The 21,778-nt window shown below is 39.5% G+C and carries 20 protein-coding genes; 2 read left to right on the top strand and 18 right to left on the bottom strand.

All coding sequences use genetic code 11. The annotated features are described in order from the left end of the window. Window positions 1-148: 148 nt before the first annotated feature. The 13 genes from T344_RS0100110 to T344_RS0100050 form a co-directional block, all read right to left on the bottom strand. The gene (locus tag T344_RS0100110; RefSeq protein WP_027627027.1) at window positions 149-838 is read right to left on the bottom strand and encodes a CPBP family intramembrane glutamic endopeptidase; all 690 of its coding nucleotides are present in this window, start codon (window positions 836-838) and stop codon (window positions 149-151) included. 3 nt (window positions 839-841) lie between these two features. Continuing rightward, complete coding sequence (locus T344_RS0100105) at window positions 842-1,357, bottom strand: GNAT family N-acetyltransferase (protein ID WP_027627026.1); 516 nt, start codon at window positions 1,355-1,357, stop codon at window positions 842-844. Between the two features lie 68 nt (window positions 1,358-1,425). Next, window positions 1,426-2,331 (bottom strand): DUF6557 family protein, encoded by a 906-nt coding sequence (locus tag T344_RS0100100; RefSeq protein WP_027627025.1) that lies wholly within the window; start codon window positions 2,329-2,331, stop codon window positions 1,426-1,428. 112 nt (window positions 2,332-2,443) lie between these two features. Continuing rightward, window positions 2,444-3,697: an MFS transporter gene (locus T344_RS0100095; protein ID WP_027627024.1), complete on the bottom strand. Its 1,254-nt coding sequence runs from the start codon at window positions 3,695-3,697 to the stop codon at window positions 2,444-2,446. A 158-nt stretch (window positions 3,698-3,855) separates the two neighbouring features. Next, on the bottom strand, window positions 3,856-4,329 hold the full coding sequence (locus tag T344_RS0100090; RefSeq protein WP_027627023.1) for a MarR family transcriptional regulator: 474 nt from the start codon (window positions 4,327-4,329) through the stop codon (window positions 3,856-3,858). A 385-nt stretch (window positions 4,330-4,714) separates the two neighbouring features. Further along, window positions 4,715-5,509: an ABC transporter permease subunit gene (locus tag T344_RS0100085; protein WP_027627022.1), complete on the bottom strand. Its 795-nt coding sequence runs from the start codon at window positions 5,507-5,509 to the stop codon at window positions 4,715-4,717. Window positions 5,510-5,590: 81 nt separating this feature from the next. Then, entirely contained in the window at window positions 5,591-6,385 is a 795-nt protein-coding gene (locus T344_RS0100080) for an ABC transporter permease subunit (protein WP_027627021.1), read from the bottom strand. Window positions 6,386-6,389: 4 nt separating this feature from the next. Further along, window positions 6,390-7,274, bottom strand: coding sequence for an ABC transporter ATP-binding protein (locus T344_RS0100075; RefSeq protein WP_027627020.1), 885 nt, complete (start codon window positions 7,272-7,274; stop codon window positions 6,390-6,392). After that, on the bottom strand, window positions 7,271-7,930 hold the full coding sequence (locus T344_RS0100070; RefSeq protein WP_051571490.1) for a TetR/AcrR family transcriptional regulator: 660 nt from the start codon (window positions 7,928-7,930) through the stop codon (window positions 7,271-7,273). Before T344_RS0100070 ends, T344_RS0100075 begins: the two co-directional genes overlap by 4 nt. 187 nt (window positions 7,931-8,117) lie before the next feature. Then, window positions 8,118-9,041, bottom strand: coding sequence for a dihydrodipicolinate synthase family protein (locus tag T344_RS0100065; RefSeq protein WP_027627018.1), 924 nt, complete (start codon window positions 9,039-9,041; stop codon window positions 8,118-8,120). Window positions 9,042-9,069: 28 nt separating this feature from the next. Further along, window positions 9,070-9,912 (bottom strand): carbohydrate ABC transporter permease, encoded by an 843-nt coding sequence (locus T344_RS0100060; protein WP_027627017.1) that lies wholly within the window; start codon window positions 9,910-9,912, stop codon window positions 9,070-9,072. 14 nt (window positions 9,913-9,926) lie between these two features. Continuing rightward, entirely contained in the window at window positions 9,927-10,877 is a 951-nt protein-coding gene (locus T344_RS0100055; protein ID WP_027627016.1) for a carbohydrate ABC transporter permease, read from the bottom strand. 158 nt (window positions 10,878-11,035) lie between these two features. After that, window positions 11,036-12,430 (bottom strand): ABC transporter substrate-binding protein, encoded by a 1,395-nt coding sequence (locus T344_RS0100050; RefSeq protein WP_027627015.1) that lies wholly within the window; start codon window positions 12,428-12,430, stop codon window positions 11,036-11,038. A 436-nt stretch (window positions 12,431-12,866) separates the two neighbouring features. Between T344_RS0100050 and T344_RS0100045 the strand changes: the two genes are divergently transcribed. Next, the gene (locus T344_RS0100045; RefSeq protein ID WP_027627014.1) at window positions 12,867-14,681 is read left to right on the top strand and encodes a cache domain-containing sensor histidine kinase; all 1,815 of its coding nucleotides are present in this window, start codon (window positions 12,867-12,869) and stop codon (window positions 14,679-14,681) included. Continuing rightward, window positions 14,659-16,281 carry an AraC family transcriptional regulator gene (locus T344_RS0100040; RefSeq protein ID WP_027627013.1) on the top strand — a complete coding sequence of 541 codons (1,623 nt, stop codon included), beginning with the start codon at window positions 14,659-14,661 and terminating at the stop codon, window positions 16,279-16,281. The genes T344_RS0100045 and T344_RS0100040 overlap by 23 nt, the downstream gene beginning before the upstream one ends. A 38-nt stretch (window positions 16,282-16,319) precedes the next feature. Here the strand turns inward: T344_RS0100040 and T344_RS0100035 are convergent, their stop codons facing one another. The 5 genes from T344_RS0100035 to T344_RS0100010 all read right to left on the bottom strand — a co-directional run bounded on the left by T344_RS0100035 (window position 16,320) and on the right by T344_RS0100010 (window position 21,388). Beyond that, entirely contained in the window at window positions 16,320-17,417 is a 1,098-nt protein-coding gene (locus T344_RS0100035; RefSeq protein WP_027627012.1) for a GerAB/ArcD/ProY family transporter, read from the bottom strand. Between the two features lie 249 nt (window positions 17,418-17,666). Further along, entirely contained in the window at window positions 17,667-18,833 is a 1,167-nt protein-coding gene (locus T344_RS0100025) for a Ger(x)C family spore germination protein (protein ID WP_027627010.1), read from the bottom strand. Beyond that, a complete protein-coding gene (locus T344_RS0100020; RefSeq protein WP_027627009.1) occupies window positions 18,830-20,386 on the bottom strand; it encodes a spore germination protein in 1,557 nt (518 codons plus the stop codon). Before T344_RS0100020 ends, T344_RS0100025 begins: the two co-directional genes overlap by 4 nt. 232 nt (window positions 20,387-20,618) lie before the next feature. Then, the gene (locus tag T344_RS0100015) at window positions 20,619-20,918 is read right to left on the bottom strand and encodes a hypothetical protein (protein ID WP_027627008.1); all 300 of its coding nucleotides are present in this window, start codon (window positions 20,916-20,918) and stop codon (window positions 20,619-20,621) included. A gap of 80 nt (window positions 20,919-20,998) precedes the next feature. Beyond that, the gene (locus T344_RS0100010) at window positions 20,999-21,388 is read right to left on the bottom strand and encodes an iron chaperone (protein ID WP_027627007.1); all 390 of its coding nucleotides are present in this window, start codon (window positions 21,386-21,388) and stop codon (window positions 20,999-21,001) included. Window positions 21,389-21,778: the final 390 nt, after the last annotated feature.

Here is a 21,778-nt window from a genome sequence, read left to right as displayed (position 1 = left end):
AGCCGTGAAAGAATAAGGTGCATGTATGAAACAATCTCCTTTGCCGTCCTGATCAGAAATAACATCCTCCCCTTCTGGATTTTGATTGTTGCAATAGTAAAATTTGCCGAGTTCTTGCAACGCATAATAGCATGCTGTAAAACAAAGGCTACAGTGTGATTCCGAACAGCATGAAACCTATTGTATTAATTGCGAAGTTTGCAAACATGTGGACCAGCCATGAAACATAAATGTTGTCATATTTCTCATCCAAACGGTTGAATAGCAGCCCAGCCCCAAAAAGTCCGGCAATCAGGAGGACAAATAACCCGGGACTGAACCAGCTGGTCATTATGGCTATATGATATGCTGCAAAAGCCGCAGCACTGAATATGTATGCAAATTTTCTTCCCGCCGCTTTTTTCAGCCATAGGAACGCAACACCTCTGAAAAAATATTCCTCCAGCAGGGAGTTAATGAAAGAAATATAAAGCGCCACAAAAATGAAATTATCCCTGGTTACTCCAACATTGTTCTGTAAGGCTGCAGTTACTTTGGAAAAATCCAAAAACGACGACAGTAAGTAGTAAGCTCCCAGTATAAAAATATATACCCCTGCTCCCAGTGCGGCAGCAAAACCCAAACTTTTCCCGTTAACCCTCAGCAGATTTTTCAGTTCCAACTCTTTTTCAAATAACGAATATATCAGCGGCAGCCCGGTAAACAGCACAATTTTTATTCCTGATTTAATTGCATAATCAGGCCTGATAACCGCATCGACATAGGCCATTACCACGCAGCCAAGCAGTACTGCGGTGATTATGGACAAAATTCTTCTTTTTCCATTGAGTGTAAGCATAAATTAAATCTCCTGTCGGAGTATTTTTTCAAAAGCAAGCCTCTTGCTTCGGTCTTCCAAATAAATTATACCGCAATACGCGAATCCGTTCTTTTTTAATAACCTCTGCATGGAGATATTCTTTTCATGGGTGTCCACCCTTATACCTGAAACTGATTTACGGCGGCATATTTTTTCAGCTTCATTTATCATAACGGAAGCCAGACCCGTACCCTTCAAACTGCCGTCAACAGCCAGCCGGTGAATGACCGCATACCGGTCGGGTGTAAGCCATATACCTTCATAAATATCGTTGTAGGTCTTTTCCCCGTCAAAGGAAACGGCTATTGTACCGGCAATCTTACCGGCATTGCTCAGAACATAGCCGTGTTTATTCTCTATATCCCCTTTAATTGTCTCCATATCGGGATAACCGTTCTGCCACTGGTCAATTCCAGCTTCCTTCAAGTATTCCTGCGCCTGGTGTATTATATTTAATATGTGATTTATATCGGCTTCTACTGCTCTTCGAAATTCCAATAATACAGCTCCTTTATTTAGATTAATGTAATATTAACATTTATTCATAAGTTATCAAGAGGTTTCTGTTACCTGCTGCCTGCTGTGAACAGCAGGATTTTAATAAAAAACCAGCTTATCACTAATGGCACTCCTGGGATTATTACTGCTGCCATAATAATTCTGTACGGTTGGATTTTACCATGTGTTACCGTAACATCAAGCTTCCTGTCCCATTTTGTCATGCCACTCCGTTTTAAGGTTGAATAAGCAATAACGTACTTGCTCATTGGAACAAAATAAAGCAGCACAAAGCTAATAAGTAATATAATAGTTGAACTGTCAATCATCCTGGCCCAAAATCTTACCCAGGGCCGTCCGGTATTTTCTTCATTTCTGCCGGCCATATCACTGATTAGTTTATTTTTATAGCCTGATATTTTTTCCAGTGACCTTTCCAGTGTAACAGGTTCAAATCTCAATAAATCCTGACTGTTGATTTCAACAGTTTTCCCGTTAATAATAGTATCACTCTTCAGCAAGTCGAACTGCCTTTGTATGTCTTCCTCGGTAAATCCATAGGATGTGAGGATAGTGAGGCAAACAGCTGCATATGCCGTTTTCCCTGCTTCCGATACCTGCTCCGGTTTAAGCCTAAAGGATAACCAATCGGACCAGGAACAAAATTCAATTCCGTATTTTTCACCGGTAACGTAATCTTCTCCAAATGCGCTCTGTATATCCTTATCACTTTCAATATGCAGGAAATCAGAATTATCCTTTGTGGGAGTCATGGCTAATAATTTCTCATAAGCCGCCCGGAAGTCATTCAAAAATATCAATTTCTCAGGATATTCTGTTTCAAGTACTTCAACCACTTTATCAAAGTCCACATTATTAATTAAATCCTGGAAGGTATTATAAATTGGTTCTTTCGGCTCTTCGTCCGGCAGGGCCGGTATTTTCTGATTTAAATCTGCCGCAGTATCTTTCATACATTTCTCCTCTACACAACATCTCCTTTCCAATTTTACTACAATAATACAGTTTTGTAATCAGGATTAATACACTTTAAAAGTTTGCTCAATAATTTACTGGCCGGCTGAATCAGGCCGTTATATTTACACGCGCAACCTTATACAAAACCGTTATTGCTGCCGCTATAAGGATCATACCCATAAAAGCAGGTGCGGCATGACCAAGTGATACATAAATTTGACCTCCAATGATAGGCCCGATTATTCTTGCCAAAGATTGAATAGATTGACTGCCGCCTTGAATCCTTCCTTGCTCACTGGAATCGACAGACTTGGAGACCATCCCATTAAAGGAAGGCCCAAAGATCGAATCACCAAAACCAAATATAAACATTCCAACAATAAAAAGAGGATAGAAGGAGAATAAAGCCGATGCTGCAATAAAACCGTAGCCTGTAATCTCCGAAACCATTCCAAGGATCGATATCTGTGCGTCACTGATTTTCAACAAAAGCTTTGGCATTATGAAACCTTGTGAAATGATGTCCTGTACGCCCATAATTGAAAACATAAGTCCGATCAGTGCAGGTTCCCAATTGAAAGTATCTATTGTAAACTGTGAGAAGACTGCCTGTAAAGCTCCGTTGGGTACCCAAAGTAAGAATGCTGAGACAAGCAGCCTTTTTAAATTTTTAGTGGAAAGTACGTTTACTAGCTGCGTGAATGGATTCAGTCTAACAAAGGTAATCTTTTTCAGTCTGTTATTCCTGTCAAGGCTCTCAGGCATATATAGGATTCCATACACAACATTCAATAAAGTTATTATGGCTCCGAAATACATGGGTACTGAATAACCAAGCCTGGCAAGTAATCCGCCCAGAGCAGGTCCTATGGCAGCACCAACACCTGCAACCGCACTCACCCACCCAAAATATTTGGTTCGCTGTTCTCTGGGAGTGATATCTGCAAAATATGCGAAGATAGTACTTATGCTCCCGCCAGTTATACCCTCTACTATGCGTCCGGCAAACAGTATCCATAGTGCTCCTCCTATGCCAAAAACCAAGTACCCGATTGCCGAACCAAAAAGGCATACCAGTAGCAATGGACGTCGGCCATATCTGTCACTCAAAGCTCCAAGTCCCGGGGCCGCAAAAAATACGCAGACTGCATAAACAGAGGTCAGCAGCGTAACAACTATGGCCTGATCTCCGGGATTGCTTATATAAGGCCGTACTAAGAACGGGACGACTGGCGCTATGATACTGAAGCCTATTCCGCAAAGAAAAACAGACATAAGACCGAATATTAAAGCCTTTTTATCTACGTTTTGTTCTATGTTCTTTTCTATATTATTTTCATTGTGTGATCTAAATTTAAACACGTAAGTTCTCCTCTCAAAAGTTATAATTATGTTTCCTCGGAAACATAATTTATGGTAGCATGATTTTTGCTTCCTTGTCAACAAAAATTACAGCAATAAAAATGCAGCCTGTTCTCAATAGAGTCGGCTGCCTGTGTTTTTATTTTCATTATTAAAATTTATTCAGATTTAATATCTGCACCCTGTTTCTTTATTTCTTCATCCAAATGCCTGCTGTACTTTTCCACCAGGCTAAGTATACTCTCGAGCTGTTCCTCGGTTACCTGATCAAATACGGCTTTATCCCGCTCGCGAAACTCTTTGTGCATTTCCTCATGGATTTTATAAATTTCCTGTCCTTTTTCAGTGAGCCTGAAATAGATTTCTTTCTTGTTACCCGGCTTCCGGTAGCTTTCGATAGCACCTTTTTTTATGAGCTTCCTGGTCATTTTACTTATTGCACCGCTGGTCATATAAAAGGATTCCGCAAGTTTTGTCACGTTGGAATCCGCATTTCTTCCGATGTATTCCATACAATGTACTTCGGAAGACTTATAATCCTCAAAACTGTCTTTCATCCTGGAATTATTAAGCCAAACCATCTTGTTATATAAGTTCCTGAAACTCATTACCAGCTGATCTTCTTTGTTCATGGCCTGTCCTCCCAACCATTGGTGCATCAACAACATTATATTAAATTTTTGTTTCTTTTTCAACAATGTATTGTGCTAATTAAAATTTTGTTTTGCTTTACATATAGATTTAATCAGAATCAGCTGGTAACGCGAGGACAACTTCATGAAATAAGATGCACAGTTAAAAACAATTGCGGTAAATTGTCGACGAGGGTAAAGTGGTTTTGCCGGCAAAGCAACAGGACGTTGCTTTGAGCTTCAAATCGAGACAGGAGGTCGAGTTTGAGCGACGGCAAAACCGCTTTAAATGAGGCGATACAATTTTCGTAATTGTTTTGGGGCATCCTTATTTCATGAAGTTAGTACGGAAGTTACCAGTTGATATAAAAAATCACACCTTAAATTACACCTTCAAATCTCTTTTCCTGTAAAAAGTATAGGTTACCCATAACATTACGGAGATGATTACAAGTGACAATACGACAAATACAGGCTTCAAGCCCCCTTCATACAGCTGCTGGGCTTCAAAGTATTTAAACGGGGTGATATACTTAAGTCCTGCAAGCTTATCATTCATATCGGTCAGAATGGCTATGATAAAGGTTACCAAAAGTATTGTCGTGGCGATTGATGCGGATACTTTGGGATTTTTGCTGACAGCGGCTATACCGCTTCCTATGAAAAGGAACAACAGCTGTGCCAGCAGCATTCCAACCATAAGGATGAAAATATCATCGTTTACCTGCTCGCCTTTGGCGTATTGGTTAACAATAGCAATTGAGAATACCAGCGTTATAATGTTCAGCACCAGGATGTTCACCAACGCAGCTGTTAATTTTGCCGTTACCACCGTAAATCTCGAAACAGGCTTTACCATTAAAAATTCTGTTGTCTTATCCCGTTCCTCCTTTGCAATAATATTGGCACCAAGCATGACCGCATGAATTGTAACCATTATCAAAAGATACAGGAAGAGCATGCCATAAAAACCGCTTGCGCTTGTGACATCCAGAGTTCCAAAACCCAGGACCGCCTTCAGGACTTTTGGCATTTTATCCAATATATCTTTCATTGTTTGGCCTGAACCTGTATATGATGTAAACTTTCCCATTCCGGCAACAATCATGAAAAGCATTCCAATGCTCCAAAAGATAAGAGATTTTCGATGCGCCCTCATTTCTCTTATAAAAATGTTCATATTAACCTCCTAAGCCATGTATGGCTTTGAGCCGCATAAGCGGCCACAAAATGTAATGAAAATCTTCTTCACTCCTATACCTTATACGGCGTGTACGTCTTTTCTGGTATATACCAGATAGCTGGCCGTAACCGCTGCAATGACAAAAGCCGCTCCAACGATGATATATGGCATTTCATATGCATTGTTTTTGACAATATATCCATAATCAAAGTATTTGAAGGGTGTTATATACCTTACCGTTTCTTCTCCGATTATCGAACCGAACATGTTTACTATAAAAAACCCGAAAACAGTGCTGAGTGAAACGGCTATGACGGATCTGACTTTACCTGCAAGAACCGCTACGATGACTCCCAGGGCCATAAATATCAACTGTATAAACAGCAGGGTTATGGAAATCAATATTACTGACTTTACGCTGAAATCAGTTTTTACAGTAAGTGTGGCAAGTAAGGTTACGGCAAGATAAATAATGTTGGTTATAACCAGCGAAACAAAGGCTGCTGCTATTTTTGAGGTCATAATTGCCGCACGGCTTACAGGCTTTGTCAGCAAAAAGTCGGCAGTCTTTTCACGCACCTCCTTGGAGATTATGGAAACCCCAAGATTCATAGCCTGGATGGCACCGCACAATGCCACGTACACAAATACAAAGGAATAAAAGCCCTCAAGTGTGGACAAGCTTGCCACATACACACTGAGCAATTTTTTGACAACCTCCGGCAGACTGTCCATCAGGCTCTGAAACTCTGCAATATCATTGCCCAGGCCCTTGAAGATCAGAATATACATTACTGCAAGTGCTGCCATGGAGCAGGCCCAAATAATTATTGATTTGAAGCAGGACTTCAATTCATGCAGAAATATATTCATACCTTCAGGCCTCCTTTTCATAGTAGTGCATAAATATCTCTTCAAGGCTTGGTTCTTCTATCCATACATTTTTCAAATCAATTTCGGTTATTCTTTTCAGTATTGTATTGACATTACCTTTATACAGGAAGCTGATAATATTGCCCTTTAGCTCAAGGTTGCTTACTCCGTTTATCTGGAAATGGTTTTTATCAATTCCGCTATTGATTTCAAGCTTGAATTTTTTATAATTGTTTTCGGTGAGATTGCTCATGGTTTCAAGCTTGATGATCCTGCCTTCCTTGATTATGGCAACACGTGTGCACATTCTCTGTACCTCGCTGAGAACGTGGGAGGACATGAAAATTGTAGCACCTTTTTTATTCTCCTCTTCCAGCAGGTCAAAGAACTTCTGCTGCATAAGAGGGTCCAGTCCGCTTGTGGGTTCATCGAGAATTATGAGCCTGGGTTCATGCAGCAGAGCCTGTACTATACCCACTTTTTTCTTGTTTCCAAAGGATAAGTCATCCACTCTCTTTTTTAGGTCCAGATCCATTATTTCAGCCAAATCCTCTATTCTTTTGCTGCAATCTTTTTTATAGAAGCTGGCGGAATATTTCAGCACATCAATAACCTTCATCTTGTCATAATAAAATACCTCTGAAGGCAGGTAACCTACTTCTTTAGCTATTTCAGGGGCATTTTTTATACAGTCGGCTCCAAATATTTTTGCACTGCCTGCGGTTGGATATATCAATGACAGCAAGGTCCTTATTGTTGTGGATTTACCGGCTCCGTTGGGACCAATAAAGCCAAAGACCTCACCCTCTTCCACATTAAAACTTACATCAATTATACCTCTTGATTTTCCATAGGTTTTTGTAAGATTGTTTATTTCTATAACATTCATTCATGAACCCCTCCATCCTTATAAAACATCTTTTTTAACATATTCATATAAACATCCATTTCCTCCAGCATTTCATCATAATTCACCTCATCCAAAGGTACATTTTTTATCCGGGAAATCATTTTATTTGCCACGCCTTCACCGGTCCAGTCTATTATTTCAATGGCCCGGGCCACATCAACATTCTCACGGAACATGGATATATCAATGCCTTCATATAGCTTATTCTTTCCATATACCATCAGTTTTTCATTTCTGCTCCGGATATCATTCTTTATTTCATTGGAATCATCCATGTATGCTGCTGCAACAAATTCAAAAATCAGAGGATGTATTTTGTGAACCTCAATCTTTTGCAAACCTGCCTGCCTTCTCCTGTCAAAAATATCCGTTGTTCCGAAGTCTATTTTCATCAGTATCTCATTTTTTATGATTTCCAGAGTGTAGTTATATAAAAACATAAACAAGTTCTTCTTATTTTTAAAATAGTGAAACAGAGCACCTTTGGAAATTGCCGCCTCCTTTACCATGTTATCGGTCGATGCATTTTTATAACCCTTCCGGGCAAACTCCTTCATAGCAGCATTGAGGATCCTCTGTCTTTTTTCCTCATCAAGCTTTAAGAAATTAGAATAAATAGTACTGCCTCCTTTCAAGTTTCAAAACTCACAATCAGCCTGTTTTTATAGTTATTCCGGTACCGTTGCATATACCGGAATTCATCGACCGGCCGAGTCAATGGCATAATTATAATCCCGTTGACTCAACTGGTCAATAGCAATACAAAAAAATTTTTACTAATAAAAAAAGAGACCGTAACAGTCCCTTCTTTTATTAGTAAAATTATCTTTTTATAATGTTATCCCTGTATACCTTCAAATAGCTTTCAATCAAAGCCTCATCTGTAACCTTCGGGAGATATGGACTGGCAGGTGAACAATAACCTGCCGGTATGCTGTATACCCTTTCCATAACGATCTTGATGCCCGGAATTGTACCGAGATTCCGTACCGAATAGGCTTCGGCTATTTCATTGGTGCGGTATTGTATTTCCCGTGCCTCTTTGTAGTTTCCTTCCTTCATCTTTTCCAGCAGAACTTTGAAATCATAACAGGTTATTGCCTGAAGCGCACCTATGTTGCCGTCTGCACCCATTATATCGGAGCATATTACAAGGTTGTCGGCTCCGGTGAGTATATTGATATCAGGATTATATTTTTTGAATCTTTCAAGTATATAGAAGTTATTGTCTGTGAACTTTATTCCCTTAAAGGTAGGAACAGCCTTCATGGCCTCCAGGAGTTCCTCGGGGTCCACCCTTTCTCCTCCCGTGAGCATTTCTCCGTTGGAGGTCCAGTATATATAGAAAGGAGTTTTTGGGGCTGCCTCGGATATACGTTTGAAATATGCAACATTTTCACCAAGCGTGGAGCTGGGAGAAATCCCCACTGAAGCTACGGCATATGCTCCATGCTCCTGGGCATGCCGTGCAAGCTCAACCGAATCATCCAGATTTCCGTTATATCCCACATGAACGAATATTGGCATCCTGTTATTGTTTGCTTTTAAGACCGCTTCGGCCCAGGTTTTTCTCTGCTGAACCGACAGATACATGCCTTCGCCTGTCCAGCCCAACATGTACAGCCCGTCGGCCTTTTCCTTCTCATACCAGTCTATGAGCGGTTTCGCCGAATCCACCAAAATATTCCCATGTTCATCCATAGGCGTAATTAATGCTGGTAAAACTCCTGTAATTAATTTAGACATAAAAACAACTCCTCTGTTTTTTATTATTTTATCCTTTTACGGCACCGCTGGTAAGTCCTGCAACAAAGTACTTATTCAGACATACAAAGACTATCAGCATGGGAACAACTGCCATCGTTGTCCCGGCCATCATCAAATCCCATGAAGAAATGGTCTCTCCGCTGCTTTTCATTGATATGATCCCAACCACCAGAGGCTGGCTCTTTGGGTTGCCCAAAGTGAACACCATTGGCAGCAGGTAGTCATTCCACGAATTCATAAAGGAAAGCAAGCCGACGGTAGCTATCAAAGGTTTTGTCAATGGGAAAATGATGTTGTAGAATATTCTGAAAAAGCTGCAGCCATCAACCTTTGCCGCTTCATCGATCTCCTTCGGTATTGAATCTATAAAACCTTTTGAAATATAAAGATTTGTAACATTTATTCCAAAAATATATATAATTATTACTCCCCAAAGAGAGGTGTTAATATTTAACAGTTTGGCTATTTTAAGCTGTGGATACAGATACAGGCTCCCTGCCGAAATAAACATTGAGGAGGTTATGATAAGCAGTATCAAATTTTTACCGCGGAAGCTGCTGCGGGAAAATACATAACCCGAAGTAATTGAAGTAATAATAGTTCCTGCTACAATAAAGCTGCACATAAATATGCTGTTCCACATATAAGTCTGAAAATTTGAAAGCTTCCACGCACGTACATAGTTGTCAAAACTTATTGAGGAGGGAAAGAATGATGTTGAAGTCAATATATCTGCTGTTGATTTGAAAGACGATAATATTATATAGAATATGGGAAATATCACAATAACGGCAAATACGGTCAGAAGCAGATAAATTGGTATGGATAGAAGTGTACTTTTTGTTTTCATGGTATGTTCCCCCCTTAATATAGATCGCTTGACTTCTTTGTAGCTTTAAAATATACTCCGGTGATTATCCCCAGAATAATAGCGGTAATAACCGCCAAAGAAGCTGCATAACCGTACTGGCTTATTGAATCGGCCGCACCGTATGAGAAGAAATACTTGAAGGTATAGGACATTACAACCTCTGTTTTACCCCCAGGCTGTCCGTTTGTGAGTACCAGTACAAGGTCGGACATTTTCATGCTGTTTACAATTGCCAGCATCAATACTACCCTCATTACAGGCGCCAGCATTGGAAGAGTAATTTTCGAAAATTTCTTCCAGACCCCTGCTCCGTCAATTTCAGCACATTCGTAAATTTCCTGCGGTACATTCTGTAGTCCCATTATAAAGAAAATCATATTTGTCCCGAAACTTCTCCATACACTGGCAAGTATGATTACCCAGTCGGCAAGCCACTGTGTTCCGAACCAGTTTATATTCTGCTGGATAAGTCCGAAGGTTTTAAGCAAATAGTTTACCGAGCCTCTGAAGGGCTCGAACATAAGAAAGAATACAAGTCCCACTATGGCACTGCTGACAATTGCAGGCATAAAAAATATTGTTCTGAAAAATGAATTTATTCTTTTTGTACTGTTAAGAACTACTGCAAGAAATAATGCGAAGGGAATTTCAATGGCCAGTTTTATTGCCACAATATAAAAAGTATTTAGCAGAGATGCCCAGTAATGACTGTCCCGTGTAAATGCTCTGATGAAGTTATCAAAGCCTATAAATTTAGCAGTTGTCATACCGTCATAATCAAAGCCTGACCAGCGTATCAGCCATAGCATGGGATAGATGGTAAACAGGGCAAAACCTATCAACATGGGCAAAAGCATAAGGATAGCCTGAATATTGTCTTTTTTTACACCCTGCCTGTATCCGCCAAAGGAGCCAAAGGCTGCTGATTTATTTAATTGTTCCATTTGTTTGTCTCCTTATTTTTTCGGGAAGGTGTAAAGTACACGCCTGAAATCCGTACACCTCAACACTTGTATTTCACCTGCAATTTCAGGCGCGTACTTTTAATGGAGCTTCCCATTTATTGAAGTCGCCTTATTTTGAGACAACCCTTTTCATTAAATTATTTAAAGCTGGTATCCCATTCCTTATCAATGTACAACGTCATATCAAAGCCATCGGCAACCGCTTTTTCCAGCGCAGTGTTGTAACGCTTGTCGAGATCGGCCAGAACTTTTGCGATATCAGGATCCGAACCTGCCACCAGATTGATGATGGTGTTCTGGTATGGCTGGCCCTCAACAGTTATGCCGCCGTCGGGAGGAGTAAGTGTAAAATATGAACGGCTGGTGTCTGCGAACTCTTTTGTACCTGCCTTTGTGAAATTGCCGGAGGATTTCTGCTGAATATCTTCTCTGGCTATGAAGTCAACTTCCTGTTCCTGAATTGCTGTCTGAATCTCATCACTCTGTACAAGTTCATATACTTTCATAGCTTTTTCAGGCATATTTTCGGCGCTTGGTCCAATACACAGTGCATCTGCAATCTGGGCATAACCTTTGAATTTTTTGTCCTTGCTTAGAACAGGAGTATCGCAAACGCCCATTTCAAATTTGTAGCCCAGCTTGGCCACACCGTTAACGTCCCAGCTGACTCCCGGCATCATTGCTATTCTGCCTGCCGCAAACTGAGCAACACATTCATCGAGTCCCATTCCTTCGGCGCCGGGGAATATACTGCCGTCAGCCTTCATTTGAAGTATTTTGCCAATATTCCCGGTAAAGTCTGAAAATTTGAATTTACCTTCTTTAAAGTCGTAACCCATGTGTCCGACAGAAGTTGCAAACTGTGTGGCAAAATACCATTTGCCTGAAGAGGCGGTATCTTTCAGATGTATTCCGTAGCCGTAGGCTTCGCCCTTATTGTCTTCTGTGATCTTCCTGGCATAGGCCACCACATCGTCCCAGGTTTCGGGAGGTGCGGTAAAACCTGATTTTTCAAGTAAGGTCTTGTTATACATAAACTTGGTGTTCAAAACCTTAAAAGGTATGCTGTAGGTCTTTCCGTCAAAAGTGGTATAACCTTTTATGAGTATATTCTCATATTTTTTGAGGAATTCGGGACCGCCCGGCAAATCATCAATCGGCAGCATCCACTTTGATTTTATAAACGGCTCTTTAACCGTTCCGACAAATTTATATATTTCGGGACCTTGCTCTGCAGCCAATGCTACCTTCAGGACATCATTGTAATCTCCGCCGAATATCTTGTATTCGATGTTTATCCCGTCTTTGGTTCCTTCTCCCGAGTTATATTGCGCTACTATGGGATCAATAATTGGCTGATACTGGTTATCATTTGTCCATACACGGACTGTCTGCATTTTGACATTGTCAGTTTGAGAACTGCTGCTCTGAGTACTTACCGCATTCTCAGATGAGCCGCATCCTGCAAACACACTTGCTGTCAATGCCAAAGAAAGTACACATCCCAGACCTTTTATCAATTTTACTCTCACTGATATCTACCTCCTGAAAATAATTGATTTAATGAATTTTATAATACTTGCCGTTTTTATGTCTACTATTTATTTATATTTATTCCGACTGACGACAACGCAGTCCCGGGAAAATTTAACCTCCGGCAATGTATGAATTCAGATGTTACAGACCACTGGATAGAAAGTTTAAACAAACACATATGCAAGGGCCCCTGCCTTTTGTTCCCTGTTAAAACTTTTTATTACCTTGCTATATTTATAGCTTAACAGACTGCACAAAGTTTAAAATACAAAAAGTTATTCTTGTTGGTACAAAATATTAAGATTTAAAACCAAAGGTACAAAATATTATGATTTGGCTTCCAACCAAGTAATATCTTAACCTTGAAGGTATACATAAAGGCCTGTATAATACAATATTAACGAAGGTATTCAAATAAAGGAGAATAACACAATGAATATCAGCATAAGAACCAAACTTGTATTATATTTCCTGGCATCCATTTTAGTACCCACATTGATTATAACCTCAATAGTATATGTACGTTCTACAAGTATAATAAATAAAAAAATGAATACCCTTATTGAACGCAATATAGACTCGGCCCGTTTGATCGTAGAGCAAAGACTTGAATTTATCAATGAGCTGACAACTCTTATATCCATAAATCCCGATATTAAAAATGTCCTGAGTTCTGATCCTACGGCAGACATGCCTGTTAATATCAGGGAGATAATAACTCTCGACCGTGCGCTGGACAGCTATTATCTTACCAATTATCATGTTTTCACCAACTCCTCGGCCGTACCTAAAATATATATGGTAAACAAACCCAATTACGCGCGGTACGACCTGTCCACAAAAATTCATGACATATCCGAGGCCGAGCATAATCCCTGGTTCAGCCAGTTGAAGGACAAGAGCATGGTGGTTGTCAACAATCAACCAAATGATCAGATCACAGTCGCAAGAAAATTATATGATTTAAAAAGTGCAGACAGGGTTGTATACGCGGCACTTTTGACAATTGATATGGATAAAAAATATTTCAATTCACTCTTATCCTCCTACAAGGCCTCACCCGGAACGGAAATCTATATACTTGATGAAAATAATTCGGTTATTTTAAAAAGTGATTCCGCAACCATGGATTCCTTGAAATATCTGGAGTCAAATATATCTGATAAAAAGCTGGAGCTCCTTTTTGATACAAATCATATTACAAAACGGGATACCGTCAATGGAAGATCCACACTGATCTCAACCGGCGAAATGCGTTCTCTGAACTGGAAGATAATCAGTTTTACCAGGGTCAACGAAATCAATGCCGACCAAAACAATCTCAATCACATTGTCATACTGCTTTTATCCGTTTGTATGGTAGTCGCACTCCTTACTGCATTTGCCTTATCAAAAAGTATCTCAAAGCCTATAATAAAGCTTGTAAAATCAATGGCAACCGTCAGGGATCACAATTTTGAAATCAAACTGGATTATAAAAAGAAAGATGAATTCGGGTATCTGATCGGGCAGTACAAGCTGATGATCGGGCAGATCAAGGAGTTGATAAATCAGCTCTATACCAGTGAGGCCAACAAGCAAAAAGCCGAATTGAATGCAAAGGATGCCGAACTGCGGGCTCTCCAATCCCAGATAAATCCTCACTTTTTATATAATACGCTGGATTCCATAAATCTTTATGCCGTAAAATATAACGTACCGGTCATCAGCGACATGATAACCTCCCTGTCAAACTTTTTCCGCTATGGTTTGTGCAAGGGAAAATCCGTTATTACCATCGAAGAAGAGATAAAACATATGGAAAGCTATATGGAAATACAAAATATGAGATTTAAACAAAAATTGAAATATACAATAAATATTCCCCGGGATATTGGAAAATACCAGATAGTGAAGCTGGTACTTCAGCCCCTGGCAGAAAACTCAATCATCCATGGCTTCCAAACCTCAAGCCGCGAATGGATCTTGACTATTTCAGGCCGGATTGAAAATGATAATATTATATTAAGCGTAACTGACAATGGTGAGGGCGGGGATGTTTGCAGACTGAATGCCCTGCTGGATTCCGATGAAATCCGGAATGAATCCATAGGTATATTTAACGTACATGAAAGGATCAGAACAACTTACGGTAAGGAATACGGACTCCATTACTACCGGAACTCCGATTACGGAATTACAGCAGAAGTCGTGATACCATGCACCAGGATGGGAGGAACCTTAAATGATAACAGTACTATTGGCTGATGATGATTTTCTCGTCAGGGAAACACTATATGAAATCGTACCCTGGAAAGAGCTGGGAATGGAAGTCATAGCCCAGGCAGAAAACGGAAAGCAGGCTCTTAACATGTGTATAGAACTCAAACCCGATATCCTGTTCACAGACATCAAAATGCCTTTTTTAAACGGTCTGGAGGTGGCAATAAGTCTGCAGGAACTGGATATTAAAACCAAAATCGTGCTGATAAGCGGCATTCAGGACTTCAACTATGCCAAAACAGCCTTATCCATAAATGCTGCGGGATATATTTTAAAACCTATACAGATTAAAGAAATAATTGAAGTGCTGAAAAAGATCAGAAACAGTATTGACATGGAGCAAAACCGCGAGGAAGTATATTACAGGCTGAAAGTCCAGCTTGAAGAAAATATGTACCTGATGAGGGATAAGTTCCTTGGCAACCTTGTCATGGGTATAATTACCGACCAGTATTTAATATCCGAAAAGCTTGAGTACTTTCAGATACCCTTGAAGGTTAATGAAAGCATTATATTGGCTGTGGCAGAAATTGATGACTATGTCAAGCGTGTAACTGATAAGGCAGAGAGCTATAAACAGTTTCTTAACTTTTCGGTGAAAAATATTATTGAGGAAACCCTGGTCAATCATCAGGCCGGTGTTTGCGTTTATACCAATGACAATCAATTTGTAATTATATTCAACAGAAAATTTTCCAGTGAAGAAAAAATGACTGTAATATTTGATGAAATGCAGGAATTACTTTCGGATTTCAGTAAAATAACGCTCTCTATCGGCGTTGGAAATCAGGTTTCCGGTGTGGAAGCCCTTGCGGTTTCCTATAATAATGCCCTCAGTGCTCTGAATTATAAATTCTATACCGGAAAGAACTCCATCATTCACATAGGTGACATCAGCAATACCCAGAAGCTGTATCAGATGAGTGATTTCAATGTTTACTCCAATCTCAATCTTATGCAGAAGGAGCTTTTGTCACAGATAAAGCTGGGAGACACCGAAAAACTTTCCAATACAGTGGAGAGATACTTTGCTTTTTTAACTGAAGTGAAGCTTTTTACAGAAGAATATATCCGTGGAGTTTGCATTGAGCTGATAATCAATGTTTATCAGGAGATTTTTAAAACAGAAACCGATGTACAGGAAATTTTTCCGCACTATCTGAATTCGGTGCAGACAGTTTTGAAATCTGAAACGGTTTTTGATATGAAACAAACCATATATCAGATGCTGGAGCATATCTGCAAATATTTTAAAAGTAAATATTATTTGAAGCACGGCAACCTGGTAAGCCAGATAAAAGAACTGGCTGAGAAACGTTATATGGAAAACATCACTCTTTCAGATATTGCCAATGAAGTATATATGTCGCCAAACTACATTTGTTCGGTATTCAAAAAGGAAACAGGTATAACAATAAATGAATACCTCATTAAAGTCAAAATGGATGCGGCAAAAAACATGCTGAAGGATACCAGGATGAAAATCCTTGAAATTGCTGAAAAGCTTGGCTACGACAATCCGCACTACTTCAGCTATTCCTTTAAGAAATACACAGGTCAGACTCCCCAGCAATACAGAACCTGACCATTATTAAAATAAATCTATTTCATAATTGAATTATCTCAGGCAATTTGTTTTTTGGCAGTGATTTTATTTTTTTTGATTTCGGCCATTATCCAAATAAACACAGGCAGAATAGCCTGAAAGGGCAGGGCATAAAAAGGATAGATCTTAAATGCCCAATTTGACATTGTCATAATATCTTTATATATGAATTGAGCAAAATACACCATAAGCAGGCCCAATTGGATTACAACCGACCTGTAATCATTTAAATTGCATACCTTAGCAACACCTTTTGCTGTAACGAACAGGCATATACTGATTTTTATCAAAGCCGCAACTCCAAAAACAAAGGCTACCGACACCTCTATCCTTTGGAGAAAATCTCCGATGCTTATCCGGCTGACAGCCACATGAGACGGGAAATACAGGCTTGTGCCAAGGGGTCCTAAAATCAGAATATTTCTGATGGTTACGGCTATTATAAGCAGACCGGCCAAAAATACTCCGTAAAAATATACCCTATACGGAGATTTCTTTGTTTTCAAAGTGAAGAATACCCCTAAAAAAACCACTGATTCTGCAAACGGAAAAGCAAAAGAAGAAAAGGCTCCATCCAGTACAGAAGTAATTGTACTGCTGAAGAAAGGCTTTATATGGTTAGTTCTCATCTCAGGTATTCCCAGAAACTGTACAATGATTACTATAACAATTAAAATTGGCAGAAGATATGCACATGTCCTGCCTATAACTTCTATTCCCAATTTCACTGCCATTATTGCAACAGCTCCAATAGTAACCATAAGCACAAACATTGGAGTTTCAGGCATTACCACAACATTGACAAATTCTCCAAAGTTTCGGATTACCATAGCCCCCAGATGAAAGCCATACCAGATATAAATAACTGCTACAAACCTTCCGCCTATTTTTCCCAACAGTATGATTAATATATCAAAGATATCCCTGCCTTGAAATATTGTTTGAATCCTTGCATAAATCAGCAGAAATGGTATTGCCAGCACTAATCCGATTACCCCTGAAACCCACCTGTCGTTTTTGGCATCACCGCCGATTCCCAGGATAAGAGTACTTCCTATTATAAAAATTATTAAAATACATATAGCTTCCTTGTCGGTAATAACTTCCTTTCTCATGCTTACCTCCTGTACCTGAAGTCTTTCAGGTTAGCCCTGCTTTCCGAATATTGACTCTATAAATTTCCGAATAGGCTCCTGAGGGCTGGGAATTTCCACATTAAAGCACAAAAGCAGCACTATTATCAGGGAAAAGGTCCATAACACTGCATTTACAACAAAATCAGCCCATTTTTTTTCTTTATATAAAGGAATAAATTCATATATTGCCAGAATGGCATATATTATGACTACCATTACACTCATAAATTAGTTTTTTCTAACCTCCAGTGGTTTCGAGAGCATAGCACTGTTTTTAATAATAATTTTTGTTTTTACATTTACCTGTAAATTCTTAAAATTTTCATCCCAGTTATCTTTTATCTTTTGCCATTCCTTATAATGATTTTCATAAATTTTTTTACCGAACCCGAATACATCAGTTCCATACTCCTGCTGAATTTTTTTTATGGTTTTCTCCACCCTTTCTTTTAGTATGGTTTCACTTAATTTAACGAGCTCCTCACGGCCTTTTTCTCCTATAAAATTCTTGCCCCCTCCCAACTCGGCAAGAGTTACCGTCGTTTCAATATCAACATTCATTTTAACTTGATTTTTGTTAAAAACAGGCTCGATTTTTGTCTTGCTTTTAAAAATTTCAAATGAGATGGGAATTTCTTTATCTTTATCTTTCTCCTTTACAGTTTCCACCAGCAGACCCCCCTTGATATTATCCTGTGCAAACAGAATATCCTTGGTTTCCTCTTCACCCACAATTCCTATCAGTTTGTCCCCTTTAAATATTGCTGTTCCACCGACAGCAGGAGTTTTTTCACCGCCGTCCATCTTTTGCAGTTTAACGGCGGCCGTACAGCCATATATACCTTCCTCAGCCATATTATTGGCAAATTCCCATACTTCCGTTCTGGGAGCTTTTGATAAGGAATTTTCATTTTTTAACATCTCTTCCATTTCAAAGGCTTTTATGCTCTGAATTACTTCTTTGCCCTTAAAGATATCCTCCGCAGTGTTTTCGGTGGAAATAGCAAGATGTACATTGGCTCTGGTTTCTGAATCCCGGTTAAACCAATCAATCATCTCTATTACACCTTTCTCTGCAATTTCCTTGCTTATTATCAGGATTTTGTTATGACTCCAGTAAAGTCTCTTCCCTGATACTGAAATAGCATTTCTTGCGCAGTCAAATATTGTATCACCTTCGACTGATATCAGTTTTGATTCTGTAATTGCATTGTTTCCGGCGGCAATCTTTACAATTTCAACCGTCAGTTTATACCTTGCCTTTTCACCCTTATCCACGGCAGTTCCCGCAACAATGGCCAGATTTTCAACTTCCCTGTAGTTCCAGCAGGCGGTCGTCACAAATGAATTTATTAAAATGATGATTGCAAGCAAAATAAGCTTAACATTTCTCATCTATTATTTCCCCTTTTGTTTTTTGAACTCTGCCGTACCAAATTTCTTGCACCGATAATTTTGGGTCTTAAGGTCATTGACCACCAGGGAGCTCTGACCAGAACATCCTGTCCGTCATGATCTTCTATTTTGGTGGTGCCAAGCATGTAGGGTACCCCGAAAGACCGCAGGCTCATGAGGTGTAACAGTGTTACAACAAACCCGAAAATAAAACCGTATATTCCCATAAATGCCGATGCGAACAACAGAAAAAAACGTATAAGAATAGAAGGTCCTATAAAGGTTATATTCATTAAGTTTACAATACCTGTAAAGGCCGTAATAATAACTATCGGAGCACTCACAAGCCTGGCTTCAACGGCTGCCTGTCCCAATACAAGCGTTCCGACTATATTGACGGCCTGTCCTATAGGGGTCGGCATTCTTGTTCCCACCTCCCTTAAGAGGTCAAAAATCAAAAGCATGATAAACATACTGAGTACTGTGGGAAAGGGAACACCTTCCCTTGAAGCCGATATGCTTAACAGCAGAGGTGTCGGCAGCATCTCCTGGTGATAGGTGACAATAGCCAGAAATATGGCTGGTACACTTATGGACAGCAGCAATGACATACCTCTGAACAACCTGTTTATGGATGCAAATATATAATTATTGTAATAATCCTCATTGGACTGTATTGTTTCAATAATTACAAATGGCACTGTCAGCACTACCGGGCTGCCGTCGACAATGACAGCTACCCGGCCCCCCAGCAATCTTCCGGCCACAACATCAGGCCTTTCAGAATAGCCGACAGTTTCAAGGGGCGAAAAAGGCTCATCCCGGATCAATTCCTGAATATAACCCGAATCAAGCACTCCGTCAATTTTGATTTCATCAAGGCGTCTTTCCAGTTCTTTAAGGACATCCTTTGAGATGATATCATCTATATAACAGATACATACTTTTGTATGGGTTCTCTCTCCAATCTCCCTGAATTTGAACTTTAGCTCATGGCTTTTGATTTTCCGTCTGATCAGGGAGACGTTCATAATTATTGATTCGGTAAAGCCTTCCCTGGGACCGCGTACTACTCTTGCAGACTCAGGTTCGGTTATAGAGCGGGTTTGCCAGCCCTTTGAATCTATTACAAGTACCCTGTCACAGTTCTCAAGCAGAAAAACCGTATCCCCGGCATACAATGCGGCCGCTATGGTATTAAAATCCTCCGATACCGAAATATTGTTGGCGACAATGATTTTATACCTTAACTCATCCAGCAGGTTATGGTTTGAAATATTTTGTGTTAAATCATCGGAAAGAATTGGCTGGATGATGTTTTCATTTATTATCTCAGAATTCACCATACCGTCCAGATAAAAAATACAGCATTTGGCCGAATCCAGATGTTTATTCTGAAATACCCTGTACATGACGGTTTCATCCCCTGAAAATGCATTTTTTAACAGTACGATATTTTTTTCCAGGGACTTGGTCAGCGTTCTCATGCTCACGGTATCTTTCTCTTCACTGGCGGACTTTTCAAGTTTCTTTTTGCGCAGTATCTTGTACATATTACCTCCATGAGCCACAATAGCGGCCACAAAACTGTAATGAAATCTCTTTACTCCCTCATCCGCTATAAGGCGAATAAAGGAGGTTAATTGGCCATAAACTGACCGTCAATGATTAGTTTGCGCAAAGGAAGCCAAGCCTAGTCATAAATATCATATTTGATTTATAAAATTAAAGTATCCCATAAAAAAACTCTTCCAATATAAATAATTCATATCAGAAGAGTTTTTATCACTTGTTATTCCTGTTGGAGGTTTTATTACGGAATAGGGACAGGCCTCCGAACCCGCCTATAATAGCCATATAAAAACCAAAATCATACCACCAGCCTTTATTTGCAACTTCGTATACCCGTATGTTTTTGTCAAACAGTCCCCAAATCAATGATATGGGAGAAATCCAGCCATGCCATATGCCCCAGAAAAAACCTGCGGGTTTTGAAGCGGTATATGTGCCGTCCCCTGGCACACAGCCTGTCAATAAAAATAAAATCAACACTCCCAAAGAAAATAATACTATCTTTTTCCTCACGGTACACCCCCATTTTTGTCTGAAATTTTTATTGCCTCTTATAAGGTCTGTAGTATTTATATTATGATAAGTTCAATATTTTATTTCTTCTTTTTTCCTTTATTTTGTGCCATTTGGATGTTTTCAGCCGCTCTGAATTTAACAATCCTGCCGATCAGTTCAAAGGGCATGGGCCTGTCAGCCGGAAACTGTACCGAGCCTTTTGCTCCCTTGTACACCGACAATTCGTCCTTAAAAGCTTCAATACCGCTGGTAGTGGGATAGAAACCTATGTGCTTCTTATACGCAGCAAAATGAACAAGATTGCCATGCAGGGTAAAAGTCGGCATCCCATAGCTTATTTTTTCAGCCGCCTCAGGAGCAGCTTCCTTTATACACTGCCTTATCTGCTGTAATATCTGCCGGATATCCTTATCGAACTGCAGGATATATTCGTCAACGGTTTCAATAGGTTTGGCATCTTTATCCATAAATACCTCTTCAACAAATTTATTTTTATATATTTTTTATAATTATAGCATAATCGTTGAGTGAAAAAGTAAATTCCATTGCATTTTTAAATTCTGCTGTGAAGAGTAAATTCCATTAAATCAAGTGTTTGAGTTATATTTTTTGTTGCTCAAATATAGTATAATAAACATACAGAAAATGCTCGGAAGAAAAAATTGCATGGCAAACAATCGACTGGAGGATTTTGTGAAAAACTAAATTCCACTCGAAAGGGAGTTGATATTGAGGTTTCTATCCGCAGTTTTAACTCTTTTTTATGCTTCTATTTCAGCAGTTTTGGTTTTAGAATGATATCGTCGCAGGATATCTCTTTTAATCCGAATGCATTAACTGCTTGTTTTTCAAGCAGC

The sequence above is a fragment of the Ruminiclostridium cellobioparum DSM 1351 = ATCC 15832 genome (genome assembly GCF_000621505.1).
Taxonomy (GTDB): domain Bacteria; phylum Bacillota; class Clostridia; order Acetivibrionales; family DSM-1351; genus Ruminiclostridium; species Ruminiclostridium cellobioparum.
Note: the sequence above shows the minus strand (reverse complement) of the source record. Positions and strands in the feature narration are given on the sequence as shown.

Coding starts and splice junctions, on each gene's coding strand:
- T344_RS0100110 (WP_027627027.1), bottom strand. CDS start 838: ATGCTTACACTCAATGGAAAAAGAAGAATTTTGTCCATAATCACCGCA.
- T344_RS0100100 (WP_027627025.1), bottom strand. CDS start 2,331: ATGAAAGATACTGCGGCAGATTTAAATCAGAAAATACCGGCCCTGCCG.
- T344_RS0100090 (WP_027627023.1), bottom strand. CDS start 4,329: ATGAACAAAGAAGATCAGCTGGTAATGAGTTTCAGGAACTTATATAAC.
- T344_RS0100085 (WP_027627022.1), bottom strand. CDS start 5,509: ATGAACATTTTTATAAGAGAAATGAGGGCGCATCGAAAATCTCTTATC.
- T344_RS0100080 (WP_027627021.1), bottom strand. CDS start 6,385: ATGAATATATTTCTGCATGAATTGAAGTCCTGCTTCAAATCAATAATT.
- T344_RS0100075 (WP_027627020.1), bottom strand. CDS start 7,274: ATGAATGTTATAGAAATAAACAATCTTACAAAAACCTATGGAAAATCA.
- T344_RS0100065 (WP_027627018.1), bottom strand. CDS start 9,041: ATGTCTAAATTAATTACAGGAGTTTTACCAGCATTAATTACGCCTATG.
- T344_RS0100060 (WP_027627017.1), bottom strand. CDS start 9,912: ATGAAAACAAAAAGTACACTTCTATCCATACCAATTTATCTGCTTCTG.
- T344_RS0100055 (WP_027627016.1), bottom strand. CDS start 10,877: ATGGAACAATTAAATAAATCAGCAGCCTTTGGCTCCTTTGGCGGATAC.
- T344_RS0100045 (WP_027627014.1), top strand. CDS start 12,867: ATGAATATCAGCATAAGAACCAAACTTGTATTATATTTCCTGGCATCC.
- T344_RS0100040 (WP_027627013.1), top strand. CDS start 14,659: ATGATAACAGTACTATTGGCTGATGATGATTTTCTCGTCAGGGAAACA.
- T344_RS0100035 (WP_027627012.1), bottom strand. CDS start 17,417: ATGAGAAAGGAAGTTATTACCGACAAGGAAGCTATATGTATTTTAATA.
- T344_RS0100025 (WP_027627010.1), bottom strand. CDS start 18,833: ATGAGAAATGTTAAGCTTATTTTGCTTGCAATCATCATTTTAATAAAT.
- T344_RS0100020 (WP_027627009.1), bottom strand. CDS start 20,386: ATGTACAAGATACTGCGCAAAAAGAAACTTGAAAAGTCCGCCAGTGAA.
- T344_RS0100010 (WP_027627007.1), bottom strand. CDS start 21,388: ATGGATAAAGATGCCAAACCTATTGAAACCGTTGACGAATATATCCTG.